The organism is Exiguobacterium sp. s125 (assembly GCF_018618605.1).
GTDB lineage: Bacteria > Bacillota > Bacilli > Exiguobacteriales > Exiguobacteriaceae > Exiguobacterium_A > Exiguobacterium_A oxidotolerans.
The window spans coordinates 848,781-860,702 of sequence record NZ_JACSMI010000001.1; the positions used below are offsets into that span (position 1 = coordinate 848,781).

General features: G+C 47.9%; 14 protein-coding genes. 13 read left to right on the forward strand and 1 reads right to left on the reverse strand.

Annotation, left to right across the window (positions count from 1 at the left end):
- The first annotated feature begins 67 nt into the window (after positions 1 to 67).
- The 13 genes from ndk (at position 68) to KNQ05_RS04205 (ending at position 10,896) form a co-directional block, all read left to right on the forward strand.
- Complete coding sequence (ndk, locus tag KNQ05_RS04145) at positions 68 to 484, forward strand: nucleoside-diphosphate kinase (protein ID WP_088837323.1); 417 nt, start codon at positions 68 to 70, stop codon at positions 482 to 484.
- 149 nt (positions 485 to 633) lie between these two features.
- Positions 634 to 1,407 carry a CheR family methyltransferase gene (locus KNQ05_RS04150; protein ID WP_214765107.1) on the forward strand — a complete coding sequence of 258 codons (774 nt, stop codon included), beginning with the start codon at positions 634 to 636 and terminating at the stop codon, positions 1,405 to 1,407.
- Between the two features lie 21 nt (positions 1,408 to 1,428).
- Positions 1,429 to 2,583 carry a chorismate synthase gene (gene aroC / locus KNQ05_RS04155; protein WP_214804435.1) on the forward strand — a complete coding sequence of 385 codons (1,155 nt, stop codon included), beginning with the start codon at positions 1,429 to 1,431 and terminating at the stop codon, positions 2,581 to 2,583.
- Positions 2,580 to 3,638: a 3-dehydroquinate synthase gene (gene aroB / locus KNQ05_RS04160; protein ID WP_214804437.1), complete on the forward strand. Its 1,059-nt coding sequence runs from the start codon at positions 2,580 to 2,582 to the stop codon at positions 3,636 to 3,638. Before aroC ends, aroB begins: the two co-directional genes overlap by 4 nt.
- The gene (aroA, locus tag KNQ05_RS04165; RefSeq protein ID WP_214804439.1) at positions 3,629 to 4,885 is read left to right on the forward strand and encodes a 3-phosphoshikimate 1-carboxyvinyltransferase; all 1,257 of its coding nucleotides are present in this window, start codon (positions 3,629 to 3,631) and stop codon (positions 4,883 to 4,885) included. The genes aroB and aroA overlap by 10 nt, the downstream gene beginning before the upstream one ends.
- Before the next feature lie 35 nt (positions 4,886 to 4,920).
- Entirely contained in the window at positions 4,921 to 6,183 is a 1,263-nt protein-coding gene (locus tag KNQ05_RS04170; RefSeq protein ID WP_029330640.1) for a tetratricopeptide repeat protein, read from the forward strand.
- A gap of 28 nt (positions 6,184 to 6,211) precedes the next feature.
- The gene (locus tag KNQ05_RS04175; protein ID WP_029330637.1) at positions 6,212 to 6,742 is read left to right on the forward strand and encodes a ReoY family proteolytic degradation factor; all 531 of its coding nucleotides are present in this window, start codon (positions 6,212 to 6,214) and stop codon (positions 6,740 to 6,742) included.
- Between the two features lie 216 nt (positions 6,743 to 6,958).
- Entirely contained in the window at positions 6,959 to 7,399 is a 441-nt protein-coding gene (locus KNQ05_RS04180) for a DUF2487 family protein (protein WP_029330635.1), read from the forward strand.
- A gap of 104 nt (positions 7,400 to 7,503) precedes the next feature.
- Entirely contained in the window at positions 7,504 to 8,010 is a 507-nt protein-coding gene (locus KNQ05_RS04185) for a ubiquinol-cytochrome c reductase iron-sulfur subunit (RefSeq protein ID WP_029330633.1), read from the forward strand.
- Positions 8,011 to 8,013: 3 nt separating this feature from the next.
- Positions 8,014 to 8,685: a menaquinol-cytochrome c reductase cytochrome b subunit gene (qcrB, locus tag KNQ05_RS04190; RefSeq protein ID WP_012370658.1), complete on the forward strand. Its 672-nt coding sequence runs from the start codon at positions 8,014 to 8,016 to the stop codon at positions 8,683 to 8,685.
- Between the two features lie 41 nt (positions 8,686 to 8,726).
- Positions 8,727 to 9,518 (forward strand): menaquinol-cytochrome c reductase cytochrome b/c subunit, encoded by a 792-nt coding sequence (locus KNQ05_RS04195; protein WP_214804441.1) that lies wholly within the window; start codon positions 8,727 to 8,729, stop codon positions 9,516 to 9,518.
- A 50-nt stretch (positions 9,519 to 9,568) separates the two neighbouring features.
- Positions 9,569 to 10,174, forward strand: coding sequence for a DUF1405 domain-containing protein (locus tag KNQ05_RS04200; RefSeq protein WP_251132445.1), 606 nt, complete (start codon positions 9,569 to 9,571; stop codon positions 10,172 to 10,174).
- 44 nt (positions 10,175 to 10,218) lie between these two features.
- Entirely contained in the window at positions 10,219 to 10,896 is a 678-nt protein-coding gene (locus KNQ05_RS04205; RefSeq protein WP_088837317.1) for a zinc metallopeptidase, read from the forward strand.
- Between the two features lie 98 nt (positions 10,897 to 10,994).
- Here the strand turns inward: KNQ05_RS04205 and KNQ05_RS04210 are convergent, their stop codons facing one another.
- Positions 10,995 to 11,882, reverse strand: a complete 888-nt coding sequence (locus tag KNQ05_RS04210) for a YitT family protein (protein WP_214804445.1) — start codon at positions 11,880 to 11,882, stop codon at positions 10,995 to 10,997.
- Positions 11,883 to 11,922 lie beyond the last annotated feature (40 nt).

The window sequence follows — 11,922 nt, forward strand, 5'->3', positions numbered from 1 at the left end:
GATCCGTTTACGAGTAAACTTACTATGTAAGCGCTTTTCTAAAAGCATTTCATAGGGGGACTCAAAAATGGAACAAACATTTTTAATGGTAAAACCTGATGGTGTCGAACGCGGATTGATTGGGGAAATCATCGGCCGGATCGAACGAAAAGGATTTGTTGTACGTGAAATGAAAATGATGCAAGCGTCTGAAGAATTGGCGAAAGCACATTATGCAGAGCACGCAGAGAAGCCTTTCTTTGGAGAGTTGGTCACTTTCTTAACGTCTGGTCCTGTCGTCGCACTTCGTGTCGAAGGAACGGATGTCGTATCTGTTTCACGTTTGATGATTGGAAAAACAAAACCGACAGAAGCGCTACCTGGGACGATTCGGGGAGATTTCGCGAACACGATGAGCGAGAACGTCATCCATGGTTCAGACAGCGTCGAGAGTGCGGAGCGTGAACTTGGACTTTGGTTTCAAGGGCAACCGGTAAACGCATAATGAAACGAACGGCAAACAGACGATTGAGCAATTGCTCAATCGTCTGTTTTTGTATTTTGGAAAGGAAATGGCTTTATGCTACTATAGAGAATAAGATAGGGTCATAAAACGTGTATGACCGATGATAGAGAGGACCAGTGAGGTGTACTATGGACGATTACGAGCTTTTCATCCAACGTTTCTTAAAAAAGTCAGGAATTGATTTAGGACAATATAAAGAAGCACAAATGAAACGACGTTTGACGGCTTTGCGCGATAAAAAAGGACATGATACCTTCGCCTCGTATATGCAGGCAATGGAAAAAAGCGAGACCTTATATGAAGAATTCTTGGACCGGATGACGATCAATGTTAGTGAATTCTTCAGAAATCCGATTCGCTGGCAACAGCTCGAACAAGATATTCTTCCGGTGCTGCAAGCACGTGCGCATGGTCGGATTCGGACATGGAGCGCGGCTTGTTCAACGGGGGAAGAGCCCTATTCGCTCGCGATGATTCTTAATGAGATGATGGACCCTGCCCAATTCACGATTCAAGCGACCGATTTAGATGAGATCGTTCTTGAAAAGGCGAAGCAAGGTCGATACGGCATTTCAGCCTTAAACGAAGTCGTCGAATCAAGGAAAAAACGATATTTCATCGAACAGGATCAACAATATGAGGTCGCTCCAGAAATTAAACGGCTCGTCCGTTTCAGTAAACATAATTTGTTAGGAGATCGCTATGACAGTGGATTTGATTTAATCATCTGTCGTAACGTACTTATTTACTTTACAGAAGAAGCAAAAGCGCACGTCTATCGCTCTTTTGTGGATGCGTTAAAACCGGGCGGCATTTTATTCGTCGGCGGAACGGAACAAATCTTTCAACCGGAACGATTTGGTCTAAAAATGAAGCAAAGCTTCTTTTATGAAAAAATTTAACGACGTGAAGGGATGAAGCGTATGCGCTACATGACAGCTGGAGAATCACACGGAAAAGGACTTTCCGTCATCATCGATGGTGTTCCTTCCGGACTAACAATCGATTTCGAAAAAATTCAATCTGAAATGACACGACGTCAAGGCGGTTATGGACGTGGACGGCGGATGCAAATCGAACAGGATACGATTGATGTTCGGGGTGGAATTCGTCACGGTTACACGACGGGGGCGCCAATCAGTCTGTTTATTGAAAACAAAGACCATACGCACTGGAAACAAGTCATGCAGGCGGAACCGCTCGAGGAAGCGCTTGAACGTCCGCGGACATTGACACGCCCACGCCCAGGACATGCGGATCTTGTAGGTGGCTTGAAGTACGGTCATCGTGATCTCCGTGATGTCCTCGAACGTTCCTCTGCTCGAGAAACGGCGGCCCGAGTTGCAGTTGGGGCAATCGCGAAACAATTGTTGGCACAGCTCGATGTCGATTTGTTTTCCCATGTACGATCAATCGGTGGCGTTGATGCTGAAGCCGTTGATCCGACGACGCGGCGTGAGTTGATTGAAGCTTCTCCAGTCCGTTGTGCAGATGAAGCAGCGACTGAACAGATGATGCGTGCGATCGATCAAGCTAAAAAAGACGGCGACACACTTGGTGGTGAAGTCGAAGTCGTCGTCACGGGACTTGTTCCGGGGATTGGATCATTTACGCAAAATGACATGAAGTTAGACAGTCGGATCGCCCAAGCTGTCATCAGTGTCAATGCGATGAAAGCGGTTGGATTTGGTGATGGTTTTGATTTGGCGCGTCGTCCCGGTAGTACGGTCCAAGATGAAATCATTCATAGTGAAGCAGGTTACTCCCGCAGAACCAATCACCTAGGCGGAATTGAAGGTGGGATGTCGACAGGAATGCCGATTCGAGTTCAAGTTGCGATGAAGCCGATTCCGACATTGTATCAACCCCTGCAATCGGTCGATATTGAAACGAAAGAGCCGTTCACGGCCCAAATTGAACGCAGTGATGCTTGTGCTGTGCCGGCAGCAGCTGTCGTTCTCGAAGCTGTCGTCGCATTCGAAGTCGCAGCCGCGATTCTCGAAATGTTCGGGAGTTCAACGATGGATCGATTAAAACAAACGATAGCTGATTACAAGGAGGAGGTGCGTCTGTTTTGACGCATCTTTGCATCAAAGCGAGTCGCCCGTATTCGGTTCACATCGAGCCGGGTGCGTTGCGACGCCTGGCGGAAGTCGAAGAAGCACAGGTAGCAGATCGATTTTGGATTATCACCGATCAAACGGTCAGTACCCTTCATTTAGAGACATTGATCAAACACGTCACGACTCTTTTTCCGAAAACAAACTGGATGACGAGTACTGTCGTACCAGGTGAGAGCAGTAAATCGCTCGAAACGTATGCAGACTTGCTTCAAGAAGGCATTGAACGAGGGGTGACCCGTCGTACGGTCATCCTGGCATTTGGTGGTGGAATGATTGGAGATCTCGCCGGTTTCGTTGCAGCAACGATTCTACGGGGCATTCCGTTCATCCAAATTCCGACGACGTTACTCGCGCATGACTCGAGCGTCGGCGGGAAAGTCGGGCTAAATCTATCGCTCGGTAAAAACCTCGTCGGGGCGTTCTATCAACCGAGTGCCGTTCTCTACGATGTATCTTTTCTGAAAACATTACCGGACCGCGAGTGGAGAAGCGGTTTTTTTGAATTGTTGAAACATGGTCTTTTGGCAGCGGAACCGTTTGCTGATCAACTGATGGATTTAAAACTGTCCGATATGAAAGAGTTGCCACTCGAATCCTGGATTGCGAAAGGGATTTCCGTCAAACAACGAATCGTCGAACAAGATGAACAAGAACAAGGCATCCGTGCCTTTTTAAATTATGGGCATACATTTGGTCATGCCGTCGAGTATGCGAGTGAGCGTCTCGCGCATGGTGAGGCAGTCGGAATCGGTTTAGTCTTTGCCAAAATGTTAGAGGGACAAGTCGAAGAAGGAAATCAACTGGCTCAATTGTTGACGCGTTTAGGTGTCGAACTACCAAAAAGGCAATCGTTCGAGGTCTATTTCGACTATATGAAACGGGATAAAAAAAATAATCAGTCGATTCGATTCGTCTTAGCAGAAAACGGGAAATTTAACTTAGAGGAAATTCCGGTGGGACGATTGCTGTCCGCCTATGACATGACTGTGAGGTGCTTGAAATGGGATTAAAGGGAAAGGTACGAGTACCCGGCGATAAATCAATGACACACCGTGCTTTTTTATTTGGTGGGATTGCAAACGGGACGACGACGATTTCGAATGCACTCGAAGGAGCGGATTGTCTCGCTTCACTGAAGGCGGTTGAGGCACTTGGTGCGAAAATCGAGCGTTCTGAAAAAACGATTCAGATTACAGGGACGACTGCATTAAACGAAGCAAAAATCGATTGTGGGAATTCCGGAACGACGATTCGACTACTAAGCGGTATTTTAGCTGGTAGCGAGGCGGCGTATGAATTGACAGGCGATGATTCGTTAAAAAAACGACCGATGGATCGGGTGACGATTCCACTCAGTCAGCTTGGTGCGAAAATCGAAGGGAACTACGCTCCGTTACGGATTCAGGGGCAACCGCTCGTCGGAACGACGTATACCTTACCGGTCGCAAGTGCTCAGGTGAAAAGTGCGGTCTTACTAGCGGGGTTATTTGCGACAGGTGAGACAACGGTGATTGAGCCGATCTTATCACGCGATCATACGGAACGGATGTTGCCGCAATTCGGCGTCGATGTGACGATCAATGACTTTGAAGACGGACGGCATATTCGTGTCGAAGGTCCTGTTCAACTTACGGCGACGACAGTCGATATACCGGGCGATCCGTCCTCGGCCGCATTTTGGTGGACGGCGGCGGCGATTGGCGAGGACAGTGTCATCACGACGGAACGCGTACTCATGAACCCGACCCGGATCGGATTTTTACAAGTATTACGACAAATGGGTGCGAGCGTCAAAATTTCGAACCGGCAGGAAGTGGCAGGGGAGGAAGTCGCGGATGTGACGGTAGAATCGACTACCCTGCAGGCGATGACGATTGAAGGAGAACAAATCCCTTCGTTGATCGACGAGGTTCCGCTCCTCGCTTTACTCGCGACGCAAGCGGAAGGAAAGACGATCATCCGGGATGCAGCGGAGTTACGCGTCAAAGAAACGGACCGGATCGAGACTGTCGTCGCGTCACTACGACGACTCGGAGCGTCGATTGAAGCGACGGCAGACGGGATGACAATTGAAGGCCCGACGTCATTAAAAGGGGCGGCGGTCGACAGTGCCGGTGATCACCGTTTGGCGATGATGTTGACGATTGCTAAGACATTGAACGAAGAAATTCAAGTGAACGGGAATGAAGTAGTTGAAGTCAGCTACCCAACGTTCTATGATGATTTAAAGAAACTGCAAGATAACGGGAACGGATAAGTTCCGAATTGAATTTAGAAAGTGAGGCGTTTGCCTTGAACGAACAGGTATTAAAAGAAATCGTCGAAGGGCTAGAACACGGCCATACGTCGGAAGCGTTAGCTTCACTCGAACAACTTGAAAAGACAGGGACCGATGAGGATCGCTTAGCTGTCGCAGATCTTTACATCGAACTCGGACTCTCGGACCGGGCAGTCGATATCTTATCGCCTCTTTACGTCGATTATGCGGGGAATGCTGGCGTCGCTTTATTGCTTGCCGAATGTTATATCGATCTTGATAGAGAAGAAGAAGCAATCACCGTCCTTGAACAAGTCGATAAGACGGATAGCGAAAATGGACCTCGGACATTAGTGTTGTTAGCGGACCTCTATCAATCACAAGGACTCGACGAAGTCGCGCTCGCGAAATTAAAAGAGGCACGGTCACTTGCGCCGGATGAACCGTTGCTCGCTTACGGACTGGCTGAACTCTATATGACACTTGGAGCGTTTGATCAAGCGGTCCCATTGTTCGCTGAAATTGCAGCTGTTCCGGCATTAAGAGAAGAATTGCCACTGGATGCCCTGTACGCCGAGTCGCTCGCAATGATTGGTGAATTCGAAGAAGCGATTCCCTTATATGAACGTGCAGTCGCGGAACGGTCTGACTTGCATACGCTGTTTGGACTTGCGATGACCGCCCACCGCGTCGGACTACACCAAAAAGCGGTCGAAACGTTCCAACAACTGATTGCCCAAGATCCAGACTATACGTCGGCTTACGTGCCTTACGCCGAGAGTCAAGCAGAACTCGGCTTGACGAAGGAAGCGTTGAATGTCATTAAGCAAGGGATGGAGCGAGACGATTATAATGATGAGCTCCGGACGATGGAAGCTTTATTCCTCTTGAAGCTAGGAGACCGCCAAGGGAGTGTCAACGCCTTACGTGAAGCTCTTGCCCTTAACCCGGAATCCTTGCTCGCTGCGGAACGTTTACTTGCGCTCCTCGCTGAAGATGAGGACCATGAGGCGACGATTGAAACGATTTCAGCAATCGAAGAACACGTCACGGCACCAATCTTGACGTGGTACCGTGCTCGATCACTCTATGCGCTGGAAGATTATACGAATGCAATGAAGCAGTATGCTCAAGTTGAATCTGCATTCGCGGATGATGCCCTCTTCTTGAAAGAATATGGTTTCGCATTGGTTGAAGAAGGACGACGTGAAGAGGGACAAGCATTGTTGCGTCGGGCAGCGATGTTCGCTCCAGAAGATGCTGATCTCGTCGATTATGTCGAACGGATGGATAGTTGATTCGATTGGAGAAGGGAGTAGGATTGAGATGACAGAGAGAAAACAGCGTTTCTTGCGCCGCATCTTGACCTATTACACGTTGAAGCGTCGGGAATCCAAATGGATCCTTGATTATTGGCTTCGTAATGATGCGAAACTGGATCAAGTTCATTTTGTTCAAAATGCGATGTTCGCGCCAAAAGCAATCATCATGACGACATACGGGTTTGACGCTGAACCGTTTCTCTTTAAAAAAGGTGAGGTTAAAACGACTGACCCGGAAAAGGCATATCACGACATCCGATTGACGGACGAACCGATTTATATCGAGTTAAATTTTCAAGGGATGATGATGGATGATGAATACTTGTCCCTACTTGAAGAGAACCCGTTTCGTCCGGAGGTCACTGTTGAACCACGATTAGCGGACGAAGCGATGAATTTCATCGCGGCGACGGTCAATCGGCAAGAGGAAGAGCGATTGATTCGTTTGATTGATGAAGCACTTGATGCACGCGATCGGAGTCGTTTTCAATCACTCTCGGAAGAATTGCGGACGATTCGGAGCCAACTCCAATAACTAAAATACACTTTTCAATCTTCATACGCGTTCGTCTGCAGTCATCCTCTTCGGATAAAGAAGAGGATGATTTTATTTGAGTTTGAAAAAAACCTAAATATGAAGAAAAATAGAATGGAATTTCATAAAACGTTCACATTAAGCGAGCAGTAATAAAAGCGGATATGATACATTAAATGTGACGAAATGTAAGTGAACAGGAAAGGGGGAAATGATTTGCGTTTCAAACCATCCGATGTTCAAAGGACGAGAAACGAACAAGCGTATATCGATACGTTGGTCGTCCCATTGATACCGATCGGATTTGATGAATCGATGCATGCTTTTGCGGAATGTGCTGACATGACATTGACGGTTGCGTCAGAAGTCGAACGGCAACTGTCCGGTCGGGCGATGCTCCTTCCAGCAATGACGTATGTCGGTATACCGTCACTCGATCAATTGAACGGTTGGCGGGAAGCGGCATCTGCCGAGCAATTCCGTTTTGTCACGTTCATTACGGCAGATTTACGCTGGAAAGACACAGCGGTCGACGACATCGTCTATGTTCCACGATTATCGCTCGAGACGATGAGTCGCGACCAGCAAGGTCAGATGGTCGGGAATTTTGTAGGACAAGTTCTCGAACAGTTAGGAAACCGTTGGACCGCGCTATGAAGCGGTTGACGCGATGATTTTATTAAGATACTATTACCATGTGAGAAATTTGTGTGAAGTACAGTGGTCTTGGGGCACGGCGTACATCACAAGGGGGGATCGATATGGCTCAAAACGGGTCTAACGTAACACGTCGTCAATTCTTGACGTATACACTGACTGGAGTCGGTGGCTTTATGGCAGCGACGATGGTCATGCCGATGGTCAACTTCGCAGTTGATCCGGTCCTGAAGAAATCAGGATCAGGCGATAAAGTAAAAGTAATGAAGTTGTCGGACATCACAACAGAACCAAAACGGGTCGACTTCAAGAAGCAAACACAGGATGCTTGGTATGATTTCGAAGAAACATTATCAGCATGGGTCTTCAAAAATGATAAGGGCGAAATTCTCGCACTATCACCGATCTGTAAGCATTTAGGATGCCAAGTCAGTTTCGGAGCAGATCCGACGCACCCAGAGCAATTCTATTGCCCATGTCATTTCGGACGGTACACGAAAGATGGCGTCAACGTACCAGGAACGCCTCCGACGAAGCCGCTTGATGAATATGAAATGCAAGAGAAAGATGGTTTCCTCTACTTAGGTAAACCAGTCGAAAGAGGTGCGTAAGCGATGATGCAAAAAATCTATGATTGGATTGATGAGCGGGTTGATATCACTCCGCTTTGGCGAGATATCGCCGATCATGAAGTTCCAGAACACGTAAACCCTGCCCATAACTTTTCAGCATTCGTTTATTGTTTTGGCGGGTTGACGTTCTTTACAATCGTCATCCAGATTCTTTCAGGGATGTTCTTGACGATGTATTACGTACCAGATATCATCAATGCCCATGCGTCAGTGTACTATCTTCAAAACGAAGTCGCACACGGTCAAATCGTTCGTGGTATGCACCACTGGGGCGCATCAGTCGTCATCGTAATGTTGTTCTTACATACATTACGCGTCTTCTTCACAGGATCATACAAAAAGCCACGTGAATTGAACTGGGTCGTCGGTGTCCTCTTGTTCTTCGTTGTCTTAGCACTTGGTCTAACCGGATACTTGTTGCCTTGGGACATGAAAGCATTGTTCGCGACGAAAGTTACGATTCAAATCGCGGAAAGCATACCGGTCATCGGTGGCATCGCGAAGACGCTCCTCGCGGGTGGAGAAATCGTCGGTGCAAGTACGATTGCTCGATTCTTTGCGATTCACGTCTTCTTCCTTCCTGCGGCATTGTTCGTCTTGCTCGGGGCCCACTTCATGATGATCCGTAAACAAGGGATCTCTGGACCACTTTAAACCGACAATCAACTTAGGCAACCTAAAAGGGGGAGAACACGATGCATCGTGGTAAAGGAATGAAATTCGTCACCGATTCACGGGTGTCGATCAATAACCGGATGCCGAATAAGTCGAAAGACTATTCTGAGTATCCAGGTCGGACGGAAGCGTTCTGGCCAAACTTCTTACTTCGCGAATGGATGGTAGGAGCGGTCTTCTTGATCGGCTTCATGACGCTGACAATCGTTGAAGCAGCACCACTACAAAACATAGCTGACCCGACGAATACGTCGTACATTCCACTTCCGGACTGGTACTTCCTATTCCTCTATCAGCTCTTGAAATATCAATTTGCTGCCGGTCCGTACATTTTGATGGGAACTGTCATTCTTCCAGGTCTTGCTTTTACGGCGTTACTCGTAGCACCGTGGCTCGACCAAGGGATTGAACGTCGCCCGGCAAAACGTCCAGTCGCAGTCAGCATGATGTTACTCGGAATCGTCTCAATCATTTTCTTGACTTGGGAATCTGTTCAAACAACGCACTGGGATACGATCCATAAACAAGGTGAGTTGACGATGAACGAAGGTCCTGAAATCGATACGACGGCGAAAGGGTATGAAATTTACTCGAACCAGTCATGTGTCAACTGTCATGGTAAGAACCTCGAAGGTGGAGCAGCCGCTCCTGCCCTCGTCGGGACACAAAAGACAGAAGATGAAATTTATGAAATCGCAGATAAAGGTGTCGGTGCGATGCCTGCTGGACAGTACAAAGGTTCAGATGCAGATCGTAAAGAACTCGCTAAATTCATCGCTTCTTACGGTGAAGGCGGAGAGAACAATAAATAAGAGAAGAGCCGGGGGAATGATTCCTCCGGCTTTTGTCTATCATGAGGTGAATGAATGTGCCGTTTTTGCAGATTTTAAAACATAAAGCCCTCCTTTGGCCGCTCGGATTAATCAATCTAGCGGGAACGTTATACGGCTATTATTGGTATCAACCGCAACTCGAGACGGCGAAATGGTACTATTATCCGTTCATCCCGGACAGTCCGACGGCGTCGCTATTTTTTACGATCATCGTGTTTTTATGGATCTTCAATCGTCGTTCCCGACTGTTTGAAGCGCTCGCGTTCGTCACGTTGATTAAATACGGTGTCTGGGCCGTCGTCATGAATGCCTTGATGCTTCAAGAACTCGGGACAGGTAACAGTTATTTGACGGCAATGGCACTGATGTTGATGGTCTCGCACGGCGCGATGGCATTCCAGGCACTGCTTTATGTTCCGTTCATGACGTTTCGCGTCAAGGAACTTGTCCTTGTCTCGATTTGGGTCATCCATAACGATGTCGTCGACTATGTGCTCGGTCAGTGGCCACGCTATCCGGCACTTGCGGAGCACATCCAGTGGATTGGCTATGGTTCGTTCTGGTTGACGGGATTATGTATTTTGATGGGATATTTCTTTGTCGCACGCGATTCGATTGACAATAAGGTCGCTTGAACGTAAAATAAGGATATAATCTTTTAGGAAAGGACAGATGTTACATGGCTAACTATCTGATTTACCTCGCCATCATCATCATTGTTCCCATCTGGGCACAAATGCGAGTCCGAAAAACGTATAAAAAATACCAAGAAGTTCCGATTCATAGTGGGGTGACAGGCGCTCAAGTCGCTGACTTCATCATGAAACAGAATGGGATTACGGATGTCCGTCTCGAAGCAATCGGCGGAACGATGTCCGATCATTACGATCCGACGAATAAAGTCGTTCGTCTTTCGGAAGATGTGTATCATGGTTCAACGGTTTCTGCCGTTTCGATTGCAGCGCACGAAATCGGGCACGTCATCCAAGATGCGACGGACTACAACATGATGCGTGTCCGTCACCGGATTGCACCGGTTGCGTCAATTACGTCGAATCTGTCATTCCCGTTATTACTCGTTGGTTTCTTCGCTGGGATGACTGGTCTTGCGATGCTTGGTGTCATCTTGATGCTCGGTGCCGTCGTCTTCCAGCTCGTGACGTTGCCAGTTGAGTTCGATGCGTCGAAACGGGCGATGGCTCAGTTAACGGAACACGGAATCATCGATGCGGAAGAAGAGCGTGGCTCACGCCGTGTCTTGAACGCCGCCGCCTGGACTTACGTCGCTGCGACACTCGTCGCTGTCGCCGAATTCCTCCGCCTCGCTTTGATGGTCTTTGCACCGTCTGACGAGTAATTCAAGAGTAACGCGTACAAATTAATAAAAAATAAACACCCGGCTGGTTCGATCTTCTTCTTCAGAATCGAATCAACCGGGTGTTTTTTTGTGTATTTTTACGTTTCCTTGATCGGAACACGATTTTCATCGAACGTAAATCCTTCGCCGGTTACTTCATACACATCATGGAGTGTGATGAAAGCATGTTGATCTATCGTTTTGACAAGTGTTTTTAATCGTGTGATTTCATTGCGGGCGACGACGACATACAAGACTTCGAGGTCGCGACCGGAGAATCCACCTTTCGCGAGTAACCGCGTCGTTCCGCGGTTCATCGTCGCGTGAATCCCGTCGGCGATCTCCGTCCGGTGATCACTGATGATCATCGCGGCTTTACCAGCATACGTTCCTTCCTGCATCCAGTCGATGACACGGGCCCCGACGTAGACGGCAAGCAACGTATACATCGCCTGTTTGTAGTCGAGATATGTCAATGAAGCGACGATGACGAAAAAATCAAAAATCATGAACGTCCGACCGATCGACCATCCGAAATACCGCTTCGTCAGTCGGGCGATGATATCGACCCCGCCCGTCGTACCGCCGTTGTTGAAGATGATGCCGAGGCCGACACCGATGAAGACACCGGCGAACAACGAAGCGAGCACCATATCGTCTTTCAACATGATTTCAAGCGGTGAATAGTTGGCGATTAGGCCGTACCAAAGAGAAAAGCTGAACGTGCCGATCAAGGTATAGATGAACGTCGTCCGCCCGAGCATTTTATAGCTGACGAAAAATAACGGGACGTTTAAGACGAGGTTCGTAATCGACGGGGATAAACCGAACAAGCCCTTTAAAATAAGGGTGATTCCCGTGAATCCACCCTCAGCTAACTCATTTTGAACATTAAAATGATAAATGCCGAACGCAAAGATAAATGATCCGATTAAAATCCAAAAAATATTTCGGAAGCGAATCGGAAATTGAAATGGGGGTGCCATAACAGGTTGCTCCTCTCTAACAAGACTCTTTCTCTAGGGT

What these genes read in the sequence shown, in the direction of transcription:
- KNQ05_RS04195 (WP_214804441.1), top strand. Translation starts at nt 8,727, where the DNA reads ATGCATCGTGGTAAAGGAATGAAATTCGTCACCGATTCACGGGTGTCG.
- KNQ05_RS04185 (WP_029330633.1), top strand. Translation starts at nt 7,504, where the DNA reads ATGGCTCAAAACGGGTCTAACGTAACACGTCGTCAATTCTTGACGTAT.
- aroC (WP_214804435.1), top strand. Translation starts at nt 1,429, where the DNA reads ATGCGCTACATGACAGCTGGAGAATCACACGGAAAAGGACTTTCCGTC.
- KNQ05_RS04210 (WP_214804445.1), bottom strand. Translation starts at nt 11,882, where the DNA reads ATGGCACCCCCATTTCAATTTCCGATTCGCTTCCGAAATATTTTTTGG.
- qcrB (WP_012370658.1), top strand. Translation starts at nt 8,014, where the DNA reads ATGATGCAAAAAATCTATGATTGGATTGATGAGCGGGTTGATATCACT.
- KNQ05_RS04175 (WP_029330637.1), top strand. Translation starts at nt 6,212, where the DNA reads ATGACAGAGAGAAAACAGCGTTTCTTGCGCCGCATCTTGACCTATTAC.
- ndk (WP_088837323.1), top strand. Translation starts at nt 68, where the DNA reads ATGGAACAAACATTTTTAATGGTAAAACCTGATGGTGTCGAACGCGGA.
- KNQ05_RS04150 (WP_214765107.1), top strand. Translation starts at nt 634, where the DNA reads ATGGACGATTACGAGCTTTTCATCCAACGTTTCTTAAAAAAGTCAGGA.
- KNQ05_RS04205 (WP_088837317.1), top strand. Translation starts at nt 10,219, where the DNA reads ATGGCTAACTATCTGATTTACCTCGCCATCATCATCATTGTTCCCATC.
- KNQ05_RS04200 (WP_251132445.1), top strand. Translation starts at nt 9,569, where the DNA reads ATGAATGTGCCGTTTTTGCAGATTTTAAAACATAAAGCCCTCCTTTGG.
- aroA (WP_214804439.1), top strand. Translation starts at nt 3,629, where the DNA reads ATGGGATTAAAGGGAAAGGTACGAGTACCCGGCGATAAATCAATGACA.